The following is a 15,670-nucleotide window of genomic DNA, read 5'->3' on the forward strand; positions in this document are numbered from 1 at the left end:
GAGGCGTTCGACAGCCGGGTGGGAACGTCCCCGGGGGTATTAGCGGACGGGCGATGAGAGTCAGGTATGCACTCGGGGCATCCCTCCACCCCGCAACGGGCGGCGAGTCGACTGTTGAGCACCCTCGCGGCCGCGGCCGTGATCGGCGCCGCGGCGGCGGTCCCCTCCCCGCGACCGTTCGTCGACCTGTTCGCGGCCGTCGCCGTCGCCGGCGCCGTCGCCGCCGCGATCGTCGGGTCTGGCGCTGCGTGGACAGACCGCGAGGCGGTGCTGTGGGGCGCCGCGGCGGCGATGATGGTCGTCGCGCTCGCGGCAGCGGCGACCGTCGGGTTCGTGTTCGCGCCCGCCGCGGCGTTCCTCCTGGGCGCCGCCCTGCTTTCGGGGACGCTCGGTGCGCCCGTCGACGGACGCGGTAGGTCGACGTGAGGCGGGCAGGCAGCGTCGCCGATCGGCGGTCGCTAGACGAATCACCGACGGCGATCACCGCATCGAGTCGATAGCGCCCGGAACGTCCGCGGGACCGTCGACGTGAATCGCGTCCCAGCCGCGATCGCGCGCCCCGGCCACGTCGGCCTCCGCGTCGTCGCCGATCATCACCCGCCGGTCAGCGTCGATCAACGCCTCAGCGCGTTCGAACGGAGCCGGGTCGGGTTTGTGGGCGCCGACTTCGTAGCTGACGACCGTCGCCTCGACGTGTTCTGTGAGCCCCGGGGCGTCGAGCTTCGCTCGCTGCCAGTCTGGAACGCCGTTCGTACAGACGCCGACGGCGACCCCCTCGGCGGCGGCGAGCGTCGCCAGCGACTCGCGAACCGCGGGCGGCGCCTCGGCCGCGTCGATCTCAGCGGCGCGCAGCGCCGCACGAACGTCCCGACTGCGGACTCCCCGTCGCCGTCAGCGTCGGCGTCCGCAGTCGGGGCGGCAGCTGCGTTGGCGACAGCGTCCGAGTCGGCGTCGCCGTCGGCGCCGATCGCAGCGAGCGCGTCCGTCGCCGCACGGCGATACGGATCGGCCGCGAGGTCGCCGAAGTGATCGAAAAAGGCGTCGTGGTACGCGGCTCGGAAGCCGTCGATGTCGTCGACGCCGGCGGCGTCGCAGGCGCGTGCCAGCACGGCGCCGTACTCCGGGGCGGCGACGAGCGTGCCGTCGAGGTCGAACCAGACGGCAGTGCGGGCGGTACGGGCGGTCATGGGACACTGAGAAACCGGGCGGCCGTTGGTGGGGTCGTCAGTCGCTCTGGATGCGCGGCGCGAGCATGTAGGTCACCTGCCCCAGCCCCTCGCCGAACTCGTAGTGCAGTTTGACGGGGAACTCCTCGCCGAGTTCGACGCGGACCTCGGCGTCCTTCGGAATGGCCTTGTTCATGTCCTTGAGGTAGTCGAGGCTGAACAGCGAGTCGGCGGGACCCGCCTGCAGGTCGATGAGGTCCTCGCGGTCGAGTCGGAGGTCCACGTCGTCGGTGTCGCCCTCCGCCTCGATGAAGAACGCCTCCTCGGCCTCGTCGACGCGCAGGCGGATGTGGTCCGACACCATGTCGGCGGCGGTGATCCCGCGGTCGAGCTGGGCGCCCTCGACGACGATCTCCGCGGGGAGATCGAGGTCCGGAATGTCCGGCTCCTGACGGATGGAATCGGGGTCGATGAGCGCGAGTGTGTAGCTCAGGCCGTCGGTCTGGATGAGGAGCTTGCGGGTCTCCTCGTCGAGTTCCAACTGGATGAGATCGCCAGAGTCGGCCATCCCGGCGATGTCCTCCAGGCGGTTGAGGTTGACACCGATGACCCCTCCGTCGGCCTCGTAGGATTCGAACGCGGCGGCCTCGAGTGTGAGGTCGACCATGCCGACGTTGGCCGGGTCGACGGCGCGGATCGCGAGTTCGTCCTCGTTGAGCCGGATCTTGCACTCGTCGACCAGCACGCTCACCGAGTCGAGCGCGTCGCGGAGGGTAGACGCACTCACGATGGCCTTGAACATATATCGCGGGCTACGAGTGTGCCCGTAAAAATACCCGCGGTTCCCGTTCCAAGCGAGCCTCTCGATTCCGCGCCCCAACGAACGCGGACGACCGAGGACGCCCGAACCGGGGCCGTCAGTTCGCGCCCCGGTCTCGATAGGGTAGTGCGTAATTTAAAGGAACCAGGACAGAACGTGGTAACAGACAACATGGCTGAACCTGAAACCGGTCCGCTCGTCTCGACGTATGAAAAACGGTTTGGAGAGCCCTTCACCACCGACGAGGTGTACGGCTACTGGCTGTTCGTTGCCGGGACGGTCGTGGCTGTCGTGGGGATGATGCTGTTTCTCACCTCGATGGGGGCGGGGAGAACCGGCGCCCGGGGGATCGCGTACCTCTTCTCCGGGGTCGGCCTCGCCACCGCGTTCGCCGGCCTCGTCGTCGGCCAGTCGTTCCATCGGACGGCGAAGCGACTGGTGTACGTCGGGCTCGTCGTCTGTCTGGCCGCGATGGCGTGGTTCCTCACCGCCTTCCCGCAGGAGTGGGCGCTCGATTCCGGAACCGCGCAGGGAGTCGTCGCCGTGTACACCCTCGGACTGGCGCTCATCACGCTCTCGGGTGCGCTCGCACCGATCTCGGTGGGGCAGAGTCGGGCTCGGAAAGCGGTCGAGGAACAGCTCGTCGACGCCCGCGCCGACGACGAGGCCGACGACCGGCGCATCGAGGAGTTGGAGGCGGCAGTCGCAGAGCGCGACGATCAGATCGCGGCCCTCGAATCCGAGATAGCGGAGTCGAACGCGGAGACGGCAGCGGCTCGAACCGAGGCCGAAGCGGCGAGCGAGGAGACCGCCGCCGCCCGGGCGGAGACGGCGTCGGTGCGCGACGACCTCAACGCCGCGGCCTCCCACGTCAACGCGCTCTCGAAGAGTTCGGCCACGTTCGACGTGTACCGCGACAAAGCCGGCAAGTGGCGCTGGCGGCTCGTCCACCGAAACGGGAACATCATCGCCACCTCCGGCGAGAGCTACTCCAGCGACCGGACCGCCCGCCGCGGAATGCGCAGCGTCACGCGCAACGCGCTCGGGGCCGCAGTCGTGTGGCAGCGCGACGAGGAGGAGCCCGAGCCCATCGCCGAGCCGGCCGCCGAGGAACCGTCCGCGCGATTCCAGCTGTATCGCGACGACAACGGCGAGTACCGGTGGCGGCTCCGCCACGACAACGGGAACACCATCGCGGCCGGAACCCGCGGGTTCTCTTCGAAACGAAACGCCAAAGACGGCGTCGAGTCGGTTCGCTCGGGGATCGGACCGGCCGACTACCTGGAGTTCGATCCCGCCGGAGTCGAGGTGTACGAGGACGCGGGCGGCGAGTTCCGCTGGCGACTCGTCCACCGCAACGGCAACATCCTCGGCGACTCCGGCGAGGGGTACGCGAACCGGTCGAACGCCCGCAGAGCGGCCGACCGGTTCCAAGAGGCGGCCGGCGAGGCCGCCGTCGACGCCGACTCCGGCGTCCGGTTCGAGACGTACGAGGACGCCGCTGGCGACCACCGCTGGCGACTCGTCGCCGCGAACGGCGAACCGATCGCCGACTCCGGGGAGGGGTACAGCTCCCGGTCGGCGCTGACGGAGGCCGTCGACCGCGTCCGCGAGTACGCACCCGACGCCGACCGGCTCACGATGGCCACGGCCGCTATCGAAGTGCACGAGGACGCCGGCGGCGAGTTCCGCTGGCGGCTCCGCCACCGCAACGGGACGATTCTCGGCACCTCCGGCGAGGGATACACATCGCGCTCGAAGGCCCTCGACGCCGTGAACAGGGTGAAGCGCCACGCGCCGAACGCGCCGGTCACAGAGGAGGGCGACGCTGCGGACGCAGAAGCAGACGGCGACGACCGCGGCGACGACGGGTAATCCGAGTACGGTTTCGATCTACTGGTACTCGGAGAGTGTTTTCCGGCGCTGCGTGCCTTCGGCGACGTTCGTGATCAGCACCTCCGCCACCTCGCCGCGGTTGTCGGCGTCGCTGTTGATCGCCCGCGTCGCCTCCACGACGTGGACGGTGAACTGCTCGACGCCCTCGTACAGTTCCGCGACCGGCGGCGAGTTCGAGAGGACGACCGAGACGCCCATCTCGTCGAGGTCGACCGCGAGGTCGCGGAGGCGTCGCTGGTCGTCGCGATCGAACCCCTCCGCGTGGTAGTCGGTGAAGTCAGCGGTGGTCGAGACGGGCTCGTAGGGCGGATCGAAGTACACCAGGTCGCCCGCGCTCGCCGCCTCGCGGACGTACTCGAAGTCCTCGTTGTGGATCGACGTGCCCTGGAGCGCATCGTGAAGCGCGCGGACCCGGTCGGCCTGCACCCAGTCGGGGTTGGCGTAGCGACCGACCGGGACGTTGAACTCGCCGCTGTTGTTCTCGCGGTAGAGGCCGTTGAAGCAGGTCCGGTTGAGATAGATGAACAGCGAGGCCTCGCGGAGCCGCTCGGCGGCGGTTTTCTCGTCGACCTCGCGGAGTTCGTTGAAGTCGTCGCGGGCGTCGTAGTAGTACTCCTCGGAATGCTCGTGAGAGCGGTTCTCCGCGATCAGGTCGTCGGGGTCGCGGTCGCGGATGGTCTCGTACAGCGTCACCAAGCGGTCGTTGAGGTCGTTGATCGAGCCGCCGTCCGGTTCGATGTGGAAGTAGACGGCGCCGCCGCCGACGAACGGCTCGTGATAGCGCTCGAACTCGACGGGAAACCGGCCCGTGATCTCCGAGAGCAGTTGGCGCTTCCCGCCGGCCCACTTGAGGATCGGCTCGACCATCCTGTTGGCGAGACTCGCGCGTGGCTGGTCATAAAGCCTCTCAACCCGCGGCTCGGTCCGCGTCGTCGCCGCCGAGCGAACGAGTTACCCGCATCCACGCGAAACGCACGGGTAACTGACCATGGCTCGCAAAGACGATTTCTACAACCGGGCAAAACAGGAGGGGTATCGCGCTCGCTCCGCCTACAAGCTCCGCCAGATCGACGAGGAGGTCGGCCTGTTCGACACCGGCGACACCGTCGTCGACCTGGGCGCCGCCCCCGGCGGCTGGTTGCAGGTCGCCGCCGAGGAGGTGACCGAAGCCGGCCGCGTCGTCGGCGTCGACCTCCAGCGAATCGACGAGCTCGAGTTCCCCCACGTCGAGACCGTCCGCGGCGACATGACCGAGGAGCGAACCCGCTACTACCTCCGCAAGGCCCTCGGCGTCGATCCGGATCCCGCGGACGACGCCGAACTCGAACGGCCCGTAGATCTGGTCGTCTCCGACATGGCGCCGAACATGACCGGCGAGTACCAGCTTGATCACGCCCGCTCGATCCACCTCTGCCGGCAGGCGTTCGACACCGCGCTCGAACTCCTGAAGCCGGGCGGCGACTTCGTCGTGAAGGTGTTCGACGGGCCCGACCTGGCCGACTTCCGCGCCGACGTGGAATCCGAGTTCCAGTACGTCCGGGCGTACACCCCCGAGGCGAGCCGGAAGCGCTCCTCCGAGCGGTACCTGATCGCTCGCGGACGCACCGACTCGCCAGTGAGCGAGGGAGATCGACTCACGGTCGAGGTGACCGACACCGGCGAGGAGGGCGACGGCGTCGCCCGCGTCGACGGGTACACGCTGTTCGTCCCCGGCGCCGAGGCCGGCGAGACCGTCGAGATCGTCGTCGACGACGTGAAGCCGCGCTTCGGGTTCACCGAACGCGTCGACTGAGGGCGGACGGAGGCGGTGCGGTTCGGCCTGTTCTCAGGCGCTCACGCCCGACGACTCCGCCTCGTCGCGGCGAACGAGCGCGACGGCGGCGTACACCAGCGGCGTGTCGACCAGCGCGATGAGGAGCTTGAGGACGTACTGCCCGACGATGAGCGACACGAGCACCGGCGTGGGCAGCGCCGCGCCGACGCCGAGGACGGCGGGCGCGACCGCGAACGCGACGAGCGTGAACACGACCGTGTCGATGAGTTGACTCGACGCGGTCGAGCCGACGTTGCGCAGCCACAGCGCGTCGCCGTCGGTGAACTCGCGGATGCGGTGGAAGGCGATCACGTCCCAGTTCTGGCTGATCACGTAGGCGGCCAACGAGCCGAGCACGACGTTGCCCGAGAGGCCGAGCACCGTCTCGAAGGCGGCGGGGTCGACGGAGCCCTGCGCGGCGGGCGTCGCGATGGTCGCGAACACCAGCGCCAGCAGCACGAAGTTCATCCCGAACGCGACGTTCACCACTTTCCGAGCGTACGACTTGCCGTACAGCTCCGAGAGGCAGTCCGAGGCGAAGAAGGTGACCGCGTACGCGAGCGTCCCGCCGGGCGCGGTCACCGCGCCCAGCACCGGGAGCGAGACGGCCAACAGCTTCGCGGAGATGACCTGCGCGGTGACCAGCGCCGACACGAACAGCGCGGTGAGCACGACCGCCGCCAGCGGGACCTGCAGCCGACGCGGTTCCGCGGGTTCGACGCCGCGGGCACCGCTCATTCGTCGGCCCCGCCCGCCGCGTCGCCGACGGCGTCGCTCTCGTCCTCCAGGCGACCGTGACGGGCGTCGATCTCGTCGAGCACGTCCAGCGTCTTGCGCACCGACGCGCGGATCGCGTCGCTCCGATTCACGAACTTCCCGTCGTCGCCGACGTGCTCGTCCAGATCGTCGAGGAGCTCACCGGGCATCTCGACGCTTATCTTGGGCATACCAGGATATTCGGAGGCGAATAATTGAACCTTCGCACTCGACTCCGGCTCGCGGCGGAGCGCCGGCTCGCGGCGGAGCGCCGGCTCACGCCGGGGGTACCGTTGGGCGGAGGACGGGCGCTGTCGGAACCGCGGGGCGAGTCGAAGCCCTCAGCGGGTCAGATCGACGGTCGGTTTGGCGAGGTTGCGCCGGCCACCGAGCGTCAGGACCCACAGGATCGCCAGCCCGACGCCGTACGCCGCCATCAGCGGGATCGTGACGAGGAACATCGTGAACACGTCCGCCGGGGTGAACAGCGCCGCCGCGAGCATGATCGCGATCGTCGCCTCGCGCCAGCGCGAGCGCATCGCCTGGTACGACACGCCGATGGTGTTGAGCAGGACCATCAAAACGGGCACGTCCGCGAGGAACCCGATCCCGACGGTGGTGAAGAACACCAGCCACGCGAAGTCGCTGATGCGGTAGCTGATCACCATGCCTGCCGCCAGCGCGTCGCTCACGAGCCAGGAGATGACCGCCGGCGCGATGACGGTGTACCCGAGCGCGAGCCCGCCGAGCAGCCCCGCGAGCAGCGCGGCCACCCACCCGAACACGACCTGGCGACGCCCGCGGACGAAGCCGCGGTCCCGCAGCGCGGGCCACGCGTAGTACGCCATGAACGGGAGGACGGCCACGGCGCCCGCGATGGTCGAGATCTTCACCTCGAAGATGAGCGCTTCCACCGGGTGGAGCACGATGACGCCGAAGTTCTCGGCGCCGACGCCGACGATCTCCTCGGGGATGCGGTTCACGAAGTTGTTCTTCACGTCGCCGATCCCGCCGAGGTAGAGGAACGCGAACACGCTCGCGAGCGTGACCCCGAACACCGAGACCAGGATGAACAGCCGTGAACGCAGCGAGGCGGCGATGAACGCGAGGTCGTCGTAGTACCCGCCGATGTCCTCTTCGTCGCGGCCGCCGCCGGTGAGTCCTTCCAGGAACGTCCCGGTCGCGCGCGAGGCGCGGTCGCCGGCGTCGCTCGAGAGTCCCGGGATCGAGGGGCCGCTCGAGCCGCCGGTGCCGCCGGTGCCGCCGGGCTCGTCTGCGGACGACTCGGCCGCTTCGTGGGCCGCCTGAAGCTCGTCGAAGCGATCCAGCACCGCGCGCGCCTTCGCCGAGTCTCCGGCGGCGGCCGCGCGGTCCGCGAGGTAGTTGGCTCGCCGCTCCGAGATGCCGTCGAACACCGCGTCGGGGGCGCGACGCACCTCCTCGGTGGTGAGTACCTCGACGTCGACGGCGTCGGGATCGGTGCCGGCGACGTACGCGAAGTAGACGGCGAGGATCCCGGCCAAGAGGAGGGCGACCCCGACGCCGGCGCCGACGAACGCGGCCAGCGCGGCGGTCCCGCTCACGCCGAGCACAGAGAGGACCCCCGCGGCGCTGGCGCCGTACTCCGCGAGCACCGAATCCGCGAGTTCGGGACGCTCGACCAGCACGTAGCCCGCGGCGGCGACGGTCCCTGCGATGCCGAGGAGGACGTTCCACAGCGATCCGAACCGGCCGCGCCAGTCGACGAAGCCGGCGCCCCGCTGAATCACCCCGACGACGCCCACGTCGCCGGCGAACAGATCGCGCGGCGGGCCAGACCGTCCGACTTCCGCTCCGTCCGCGGCCTCTTCTGCGGGCGAACCGGCGGTCCCAGCGGCCGCCGCCTCGTCGAAGCGGTCGAGGATCGCCTGCGCCTTGCCGGGCTCGTCGGCGTCCATCGCGGCGGAAGCCGCCTCGAGCGCCTCCGGTTCGGTCATGCCGTCGAACGCCTCCGGCGGGGCGGCGCGCACGCCCACCTCGTCCAGCGCCGAGAGGTCGATCGCGTCGGGGTCGCCCGCGTCGCCGCCGACGGCTGTGGTCTCGTCGAGTTCGGCGTACACGAAGTACGCCAGCGCGACGAGCGTAAGGGCGACGCCGACGCCCGCGGACAGCGCCGCCAGCGCCGGCGCCGCGAGGCCGGTGGCGAATCGATAGCTCGTCAGCCCCGTCCCCGCGACGGCGCCGTTGACCGCCGCGGCGCCGCCGCGGGCGTAGAACAGGTACACCGCTGCGCCGGCGGCGACGCCGACGCCGGCGAGCACGTTCCAGTGGACCCGGGCGGTCGCGGCCGCGTCGATGCGCTCGCTGCCGCGCTTGGCGGTGACCACGACCTTCGCGAGGTACAGCGACGCCGCGTACAACAGCAGCAGCGGCGCCGCCCACATCACCTGCGTGAACGGGTCCGGCGGCGAGAACACGGCGCCGAACACGAAGATACCGACGACGGCGTGGCGCCACTTCTCGCGGAACGTCTCGTAGGGGACGATCTCGGCGTACGAGAGCGCCGTAATGGCCAGCGGCATCTGGGCGGCGAAGCCGAACGAGAACGTGAGCAGCGCGATGAACTGCGCCCACTTCACGATGGAGTAGGTCGGGAGAATCCCCGCCGAGAGCGCGTTGTTCGCGAGGAACGCGAACATGAACGGGAAGAACACGAGGTAGCCGTAGGCGACGCCCCCGGCGAACAGCCCGACGGCGAGCACGAAGATGAGCGCGAGCTTCCAGCGGGCGACCGGCGCCTGCGGCCAAGCGCCCCGCTCGCGGAGCGCGTCCCGAGAGAAGTACAACAGCGGCGGGACCCCGACGATGATCCCGACGATGAGGCCGATCTTCGCCTGGAGGAGGATCACGTCGAACGGCGTCTGCGCGATGATCTCGACCTCCTGACCGGCGGCATCGCTGAGTTGGGCGCGCGTGACAGACTTGAGGAAGTCCCAGACGTACAGCCGGAGGGCGTAGAACGTCCCCATGAATCCGGCGAGGAAGACGAGGAACACCTTCTGGAGGTCCTTCTGCGCAGACCTGAGCATCGCGCCGGCGGTGGCCCTGCCGTCCGCCAGCGTCTGTTGCGTGTCCTCGTCGAGCGCGCTCGACATACCAGATGAGAGCGACTTGCTGGTTATCAACCTTTTCAAGGAACGCGTCGCGTCGACGGCGACGAACGCGGCGACTGTTCGGCGGTCGGGGCGCCCACCCGCCCGACGGACGGCGGTGAGTGCCGCCGGTCGGTGAGGCAATCAGAAAAGGCCTATAACGGACCGGAGGCGAAGCCCACCCATGACCGCGGACTCGGATCCGCCGGACGAGCCGTCGGCCGAAGCCGACGGCGACCGCGACGCGGAGACGGTCGAGTCCGCAGAACCGCCTGAGCCCGCCGAATCCGACGGCGACCCGGCTCACGACGGTGCCGACACAGACGCCGACGACGCCCCGGACGACGCGGACGCGAATCCGGCCGACACGGAAGACGACCGGGACGCGGGTCCGGATCCCAACGACGGCGATAGCGGCGACGACGACGGCGCTGACGAGGACGGCGACACCGACGGCGACACCAGCGCAGAGGACGGCGAGTCGTCGGAGGGACGGACCACCGACGAGGAACTGGGGATCGACCGCCGGAGTCCGTTCGAGGACGGCGACAACGGTGACGGGGTCAGTTCGGACGGGGACGGCGGACTCGACTCGGACGACGACCTGGACGATGACAGCGGCAACAGCGGCGACGGAGACAGCGGCAGTGGAGACGACGGAGACGGCGACGGTGACGGCGGGGTCGAACGCGACTCGTTGGAGCCGACTCCGATCGCCGGGGACACACAGGAGATCGACGGGTCGCAGCCGGTTCCCGACGCGGTCGCCGGCGAACGAACCGGGGAGGGCGGGGCTCCGGCCGCCAGCGGTGAGACTGCGGCCGCCAGCGGCGAAGGCGCGGCGACGAATGGTGGGGGCGCCATGACGGCGGCCCAGAAGGGGATGGACGCGGTGAACAAGGGTGTCGGCGCGCTCGGCGGCGAGGGCGGCGGCCCCGAATCCGACCAGGAGATGCCGCTGGCCGCGCACATCGAGGAGATGATGCGCCGTCTCGGCCTCGTGTTCGGCATCGCGGGTGTCGTCGTCGTCGCAGTGCTGTTGATCGGGACGGTGTCGCCGACGGTCCCCAGCGCCGAGCAGATCATCGAGTTCCTGTGGGACGCCCACGTCGGCTTCGAGCAGAACCGCCCCCGCGTGTACGGTCCGCTGGAGTTCCTACTCACGAAGCTGAAGGTCGCGTCGCTGGCCGGCCTGTTGGTCGGCCTTCCGGTGTTCGTCTACGAGACCTACCGGTTCATGCGTCCCGGCCTGTACCCGCACGAGCGGCGATACTACCTGGCTGCAGTGCCGACGAGCCTGATTCTGGGGATCATCGGGGTCGCGTTCGCGCACTTCATCGTCCTCCCGGTGATTTTCGATTACTTCATCAGCTACACCGAGGGGAGCGCCGAGTTGGCGTTCAGCCTCAAAGAGACGTTCAACCTCATCCTCCTGCTGATGGGCTACATGGCGATCGTCTTCCAGATTCCGCTGTTCATCCAGCTCGCAATCATGATGGGGCTGGTGACCCGCGAGTGGATGGAGGACCGTCGGCTGCTGTTCTGGTCGGGGTTCGTCGGCCTGGCGTTCATCGTCTCGCCGGATCCGACCGGAATGGCGCCGATCATCGTCGGCGCGACGATGATCGTGCTGTTCGAGGGGACGCTCGCGCTGTTGCGCTGGACCGGGAACTAGCCCACCCGACCGCCGACCGCGGTCCCGAGACACGCTTTTGGCCTCCCCACGCCCAGTCCGGAGCGAATGGGAACGATCCTGCTGTGTCGCCACGGCGAGACCACGTGGAACCGCGACCGCCGCGTCCAAGGGTGGGCGCCGACGGAGTTGACCGAGCGCGGCCGCGAGCAGGCCGACGCCCTCGCGGGGTTCCTCAATGACGAGTACGCCGTCGACCGGGTCGTCGCCTCCGACCTCGAACGCGCCGTCGAGACCGCCCGAGCGGTCTCTCGTTCGACGGCCGCGGAGGCGACGCTCGACGCCCGGTGGCGCGAGCGCGACTTCGGCCGATTGCAGGGGCTCGCCTACGACGAACTGTTCGGCACGTACCCCGAGTACACGCTCTCTGCGATCGGCTACGCAGCCGCCGAAACAGTCCCCGAGAGCGGCGAGTCGCTGCTCGACATGCGAGCGCGGGCGCTGACCGCGTTTGCCGACCTTCGCGCCGAGCTCGGCGACGGCGAGACGGTCGCGGTCGTCACTCACGGCGGCCCGCTGTACGTCGTGACCGGGGATATGAAGGGGATCGACGTGGTCGCGGCGGTGCTCGATCAGGACCAGGGAAACTGCGCGGTGAACGAGGTTCGGGTCGACGACGGGGACCGAGAATCCGGCGACGGCGACGCCCCCGTCGCCGAGGTAATCCGCGAGAACGTCACCGACTTCCTGCCGGAGGCGACGACACAGGAGAACTACTGAGCGGGGTCGGCCGGGCGGACGGGTCAGCAGCGATCCCGCGGCGCTGGGACCGGAGTCCTACGAGGTCGGATAGTCGCGCGCGAACACGTCCTCGACGACCGGTTCGCCGTCGCGGTGCACGCCGTTGTCGGCCTCGCCCTCGGGGCTGACGCTCCCGGTCTCGTACCCCTGGAGGTCGAGCGTGACGTGGTCGAAGCCGAGATCGAGCATGTGTTCGCGCGCGGCGGCGACGAAGTCGGGGTTCAGCGCCGCCTCCAACTCGTCGGCGCCGACCTCGATGCGCGCGAGGCCGTCGTGGTCGCGGACGCGGAACTGCGAGAACCCCCACGTCCGAAGGACCCGTTCGGCCTTCTCGATGCGCGTGAGGCGCTCCTCGGTCACCTCCAGTCCGGTCGGGATCCGCGAGGAGAGACACGCCATCGAGGGCTTGTCGGCGACGGCAAGATCGTAGTGGGCGGCGATAGCGCGCACCTCGTCTTTCGTGATTCCCGCCTGAAGCAGGGGAGAGACGACGTCGAGTTCCTCGACGGCCTGGAGGCCGGGGCGGTGACCCTCCCCGGGATCGGAGGCGTTTGTTCCGTCGCAGACGGTGCCGATCCCGCGTTCGCGGGCCGCCTCGTACATCCGCGAGAGGCGCATCGTCCGGCAGTGATAACAGCGGTCGTCGCCGTTGGCGACGAAGTCCGGGTCGTCCAGCTCGGAGAACTCGACGACTGCGTGGTCGATGCCGATGTCGTCGGCGACCCGTCGGGCGTCGTCCAACTCCTCGGTTGGGAGCGTCTCGCTTTTCGCGGTGCACGCGACTGCGTCGTCGCCGAGGGCGTCGCGCGCGAGCGCCGCGACGACCGACGAATCGACGCCCCCGAGAAGGCGACGAGCACGCCGTCGCGCTCCGCGAGCGCCTCCCGCGCGGCCGCCGCCTTCGCCGCAACGTCGTCGTCCATGGCCCGATTGACGTGACCGCCACGCAAAAGTCGTCCGAACGCGGCGCGGGCCGCACGCGACGCCGTCGCGGAGGGACGCGCGGCTGCCTTAGACGGGTCGCCGTAACGTTCTCCATGCTGGACGGTCACATGGAACGATGTGTCCACCCCTACTCCCGACGCGATCGACCCGGAGGACGTACGCGCGACCGACCACGCGGGCGTCCCCGCCGACATCGACGGCGCGTACCTGTTCGGGATCAGCCGCGAGGGGACGCCGTTCTACTACGACGCCGACCGGAATCGCGTCGTCGAGGGCGACCGTCACGGCGGCGTCGCGGACGACTACGGCGTCGTCGACAGCGTGGAATCCTTCGTCACTGATATCGAGGACCACGTCGGGTGGGACCTGCTCGGCAGTGCGGACGACGGGCCCTGACCAGTCCGTCGCGAGCGACGACTTGAGCGCCGTCCCGGGCACGCGTCGCTACGCCCCCCGGTCGCGTTCTCGCGGTCTCCCACGGGTCGGGCTCGCCCTGCTCGCGGAGCACTTCGTTCCCCGCCCGCGTTCTCGTGGCCTCGCTTCGCTCGGCCACGCAGTCCCCGGCACGGTTTTGACCCCCGCCCCGGTATCGGGTGGCGAATGGAGTTCACGTCGGTCCCGGGCGTCGGCGAGAAGACGGCCGATGCCCTCACGGAGCTCGACGGCGCGGAAGCGGCGCTGCGCCGCGGCGACGTGGCGACGCTCGCCCGGGCGGACGGACTCACCGATGGTCGGGCGGCCGCCATCGCGCGCGGCGCAATCCGCGAGCGCCACGGCGATCCCGGCGGCTGGCTGGCGACCGACCGCGCCCGAGAGGTATACGAGGACGCGCTCTCGCTCCTCCAAGAGCGCGCCGTCACCGGCTACGCGGAGAAGCGCCTGCGAACGATCTACCCCTCCGCCGCGGAGTCGCGCATCGAGGAGGTGCGCGAGTGGGCCGGTGAGGCGGTCGACCACGAGCCGACCGAGGCGGTGCTGTCGGCGCTTGCGGGCGTCGAGCAGCTCTCGGAGCCCCGCGGGCTTCGGGTGCGCGAGCGGGCGCTCGCGACCGCCGACGCCGAACGCTACGCGGCGGTGAACGACGCCTTCCCCGAGCTGTCGGTCGAAGTCGTCGAGGACACCCGCGACCTCGCGGAACTGGCGCGCTCGTACAGCACGGTGGTCGCGCTCGACGAGGAGTTCGCCGGCGTCGACGTCGACGGCGACGTGCGCGTCATCACCGATCCCGAGGATCACCACGAGGAGGTCGTCCCCGAGCGCCTGCTCGCGTTTTTCGCGGAGAATCGCACGGCGCTGCTCGCGGCGCTCGACGTGCACGAGGCCGCCGACATCGAGCCCGCCCTCGACCCCGAGGCGCTGCGGGACGCCCTCTCTCGACTCGACGACGACGGCACCGTCCGCGGCGACGAGGAGCTGACCCGACTGGCGAACGCCGTCGACGACCTCGACGCCGCCGTCTCGACCGCCGAGTCCGTCGCCAACGACCACCTCCGCGACGCCATCCGCGAGCAGGACGTGACGATCGAGGGGACAGACTTCCTCTCGCTGGTCGAGCAGGGCGCCCGCGTCGACAGCCTGCTCTCGCGGGAACTGGCCGACGAGTACGACGCCGCGATCCGCAGTGCGCGCGAACACCTCGTGGACGCGCTCCGACTGGCCGAAAGCGAGGCGGAGTTCACCGAACGGGTCTTCGCGGGCGACCCGACGTTCCCGACCGAGCACAACGAAGAGCCGCTGAACCGGCTGCGAACCGAGTTGAAGACCGCTCGCGATCGCCGGGCGGCGGCGCTCAAGTCGTCGCTCGCGACGGACCTGGCCGCCCTCCGGGAGCCCGCCGACGACCTCGTCGCCGACGCGCTCGAACTCGACGTGGAGCTGGCGGTCGCGCGCTTCGCCCGCGACTTCGACTGCGTCGTCCCCGAGCTCAACGACACGGGAGCGGGCTTCGCGATCGACGGGGGGCGATCGCCCTTGTTGGACGTCTCGTTCGAGGAGGCCGAACCCGTCAACTACGCGGTCTCGGGCGTCACCCTGCTGTCGGGCGTCAACTCCGGCGGCAAGACCTCCACGCTCGACCTCGTCGCGCTGATCGTCACGCTCGCGCACATGGGCCTTCCCGTCCCGGCCGAGTCGGCGCGCGTGGGGCGCGTCTCCGAGCTCCACTACTACGCGAAGTCGCAGGGGACGCTCGACGCCGGCGCGTTCGAGTCGACGCTGCGCGACTTCGGCGACCTCGTCTCGGGGGCGTCCGGGCGGCTCGTGCTCGTCGACGAACTGGAATCGATCACCGAGCCCGGCGCCTCCGCGAAGATCATCGCCGGCATCCTCGAAGCCCTCGACGAGCAGGGCGCGACCGGCGTATTCGTCTCCCACCTCGCCCGGCAAATCCGCGAGGCCGCGACCGTCGACGTCGCGGTCGACGGGATCGAGGCCGTGGGGCTGGAGGACGGCGAATTGGTGGTGAACCGCTCACCGAAAAAAGACCACCTCGCGCGGTCGACACCGGAGTTGATCGTCGAGAAGCTTGCGCGGGAGGCGGGCGGCGACGGTGCTGGCGGCGGCGACGGGTCCGGCGGTTCCGGGTCCACTGCGGGCACCGACGCCGCGTTTTACGAGGGGTTGCTGGAGAAGTTCTGACACCGGGTCGGCCGGGAAACAGAGCGCCGGCGATCGGGAGGGGAACAGGGCGCCGGCGACCGTGGGCGCGGG

The 15,670-nt window shown here is 70.0% G+C and carries 13 protein-coding genes and 1 pseudogene; 7 read left to right on the plus strand and 7 right to left on the minus strand.

All coding sequences use genetic code 11. The features are described 5' to 3' along the window. The first annotated feature begins 66 nt into the window (after positions 1–66). Positions 67–426, plus strand: coding sequence for a hypothetical protein (locus P0Y41_RS08150; protein ID WP_284060876.1), 360 nt, complete (start codon positions 67–69; stop codon positions 424–426). Between the two features lie 54 nt (positions 427–480). On the opposite strand, the gene P0Y41_RS08155 is transcribed toward P0Y41_RS08150, so the two are convergent. Both P0Y41_RS08155 and P0Y41_RS08160 read right to left on the minus strand, forming a co-directional pair. Continuing rightward, the gene (locus tag P0Y41_RS08155; protein WP_321170863.1) at positions 481–852 is read right to left on the minus strand and encodes an HAD family hydrolase; all 372 of its coding nucleotides are present in this window, start codon (positions 850–852) and stop codon (positions 481–483) included. A 372-nt stretch (positions 853–1,224) separates the two neighbouring features. Continuing rightward, positions 1,225–1,968, minus strand: coding sequence for a DNA polymerase sliding clamp (locus P0Y41_RS08160; RefSeq protein WP_284060877.1), 744 nt, complete (start codon positions 1,966–1,968; stop codon positions 1,225–1,227). A 189-nt stretch (positions 1,969–2,157) separates the two neighbouring features. On the opposite strand from P0Y41_RS08160, the gene P0Y41_RS08165 reads away from it, so the two are divergent. Next, the gene (locus tag P0Y41_RS08165; RefSeq protein WP_284060878.1) at positions 2,158–3,861 is read left to right on the plus strand and encodes a YegP family protein; all 1,704 of its coding nucleotides are present in this window, start codon (positions 2,158–2,160) and stop codon (positions 3,859–3,861) included. 18 nt (positions 3,862–3,879) lie between these two features. On the opposite strand, the gene P0Y41_RS08170 is transcribed toward P0Y41_RS08165, so the two are convergent. Continuing rightward, positions 3,880–4,749, minus strand: coding sequence for a DNA adenine methylase (locus P0Y41_RS08170; RefSeq protein WP_284060879.1), 870 nt, complete (start codon positions 4,747–4,749; stop codon positions 3,880–3,882). 121 nt (positions 4,750–4,870) lie between these two features. Between P0Y41_RS08170 and P0Y41_RS08175 the strand changes: the two genes are divergently transcribed. Further along, positions 4,871–5,674 carry a 23S rRNA (uridine(2552)-2'-O)-methyltransferase gene (locus tag P0Y41_RS08175; protein WP_284060880.1) on the plus strand — a complete coding sequence of 268 codons (804 nt, stop codon included), beginning with the start codon at positions 4,871–4,873 and terminating at the stop codon, positions 5,672–5,674. 33 nt (positions 5,675–5,707) lie between these two features. Here P0Y41_RS08175 and P0Y41_RS08180 read toward each other — a convergent pair whose 3' ends face one another. From P0Y41_RS08180 to P0Y41_RS08190, 3 genes are all read right to left on the minus strand, one after another. Continuing rightward, entirely contained in the window at positions 5,708–6,433 is a 726-nt protein-coding gene (locus P0Y41_RS08180; protein ID WP_284060881.1) for a queuosine precursor transporter, read from the minus strand. Then, positions 6,430–6,642, minus strand: a complete 213-nt coding sequence (locus tag P0Y41_RS08185; RefSeq protein WP_284060882.1) for a ribbon-helix-helix domain-containing protein — start codon at positions 6,640–6,642, stop codon at positions 6,430–6,432. The genes P0Y41_RS08180 and P0Y41_RS08185 overlap by 4 nt, the downstream gene beginning before the upstream one ends. Positions 6,643–6,792: 150 nt before the next feature. Then, positions 6,793–9,585: a twin-arginine translocase subunit TatC gene (locus tag P0Y41_RS08190; protein ID WP_284060883.1), complete on the minus strand. Its 2,793-nt coding sequence runs from the start codon at positions 9,583–9,585 to the stop codon at positions 6,793–6,795. A gap of 181 nt (positions 9,586–9,766) precedes the next feature. Between P0Y41_RS08190 and tatC the strand changes: the two genes are divergently transcribed. Together tatC and P0Y41_RS08200 are read left to right on the plus strand one after the other, a co-directional pair. After that, on the plus strand, positions 9,767–11,257 hold the full coding sequence (gene tatC / locus P0Y41_RS08195) for a twin-arginine translocase subunit TatC (RefSeq protein WP_284060884.1): 1,491 nt from the start codon (positions 9,767–9,769) through the stop codon (positions 11,255–11,257). 66 nt (positions 11,258–11,323) lie between these two features. Continuing rightward, positions 11,324–11,995, plus strand: coding sequence for a histidine phosphatase family protein (locus tag P0Y41_RS08200; protein ID WP_284060885.1), 672 nt, complete (start codon positions 11,324–11,326; stop codon positions 11,993–11,995). Positions 11,996–12,052: 57 nt separating this feature from the next. Here the strand turns inward: P0Y41_RS08200 and larE are convergent. Beyond that, positions 12,053–12,939, minus strand: a pseudogene (gene larE, locus P0Y41_RS08205) (ATP-dependent sacrificial sulfur transferase LarE). 139 nt (positions 12,940–13,078) lie between these two features. Between larE and P0Y41_RS08210 the strand changes: the two are divergent. Both P0Y41_RS08210 and P0Y41_RS08215 read left to right on the plus strand, forming a co-directional pair. Next, positions 13,079–13,357, plus strand: a complete 279-nt coding sequence (locus P0Y41_RS08210) for a hypothetical protein (protein WP_284060886.1) — start codon at positions 13,079–13,081, stop codon at positions 13,355–13,357. Between the two features lie 204 nt (positions 13,358–13,561). Continuing rightward, positions 13,562–15,598 carry a MutS-related protein gene (locus tag P0Y41_RS08215; RefSeq protein WP_284060887.1) on the plus strand — a complete coding sequence of 679 codons (2,037 nt, stop codon included), beginning with the start codon at positions 13,562–13,564 and terminating at the stop codon, positions 15,596–15,598. Positions 15,599–15,670: the final 72 nt, after the last annotated feature.

This window comes from Halobaculum halobium (genome assembly GCF_030127145.1).
GTDB lineage: Archaea > Halobacteriota > Halobacteria > Halobacteriales > Haloferacaceae > Halobaculum > Halobaculum halobium.

Bases quoted from the DNA above. Each gene is read 5' to 3' on its own strand.
- P0Y41_RS08150 (WP_284060876.1), top strand. From the start codon at position 67: ATGCACTCGGGGCATCCCTCCACCCCGCAACGGGCGGCGAGTCGACTG.
- P0Y41_RS08160 (WP_284060877.1), bottom strand. From the start codon at position 1,968: ATGTTCAAGGCCATCGTGAGTGCGTCTACCCTCCGCGACGCGCTCGAC.
- P0Y41_RS08165 (WP_284060878.1), top strand. From the start codon at position 2,158: ATGGCTGAACCTGAAACCGGTCCGCTCGTCTCGACGTATGAAAAACGG.
- P0Y41_RS08170 (WP_284060879.1), bottom strand. From the start codon at position 4,749: ATGGTCGAGCCGATCCTCAAGTGGGCCGGCGGGAAGCGCCAACTGCTC.
- P0Y41_RS08175 (WP_284060880.1), top strand. From the start codon at position 4,871: ATGGCTCGCAAAGACGATTTCTACAACCGGGCAAAACAGGAGGGGTAT.
- P0Y41_RS08180 (WP_284060881.1), bottom strand. From the start codon at position 6,433: ATGAGCGGTGCCCGCGGCGTCGAACCCGCGGAACCGCGTCGGCTGCAG.
- P0Y41_RS08185 (WP_284060882.1), bottom strand. From the start codon at position 6,642: ATGCCCAAGATAAGCGTCGAGATGCCCGGTGAGCTCCTCGACGATCTG.
- P0Y41_RS08190 (WP_284060883.1), bottom strand. From the start codon at position 9,585: ATGTCGAGCGCGCTCGACGAGGACACGCAACAGACGCTGGCGGACGGC.
- tatC (WP_284060884.1), top strand. From the start codon at position 9,767: ATGACCGCGGACTCGGATCCGCCGGACGAGCCGTCGGCCGAAGCCGAC.
- P0Y41_RS08200 (WP_284060885.1), top strand. From the start codon at position 11,324: ATGGGAACGATCCTGCTGTGTCGCCACGGCGAGACCACGTGGAACCGC.
- P0Y41_RS08215 (WP_284060887.1), top strand. From the start codon at position 13,562: ATGGAGTTCACGTCGGTCCCGGGCGTCGGCGAGAAGACGGCCGATGCC.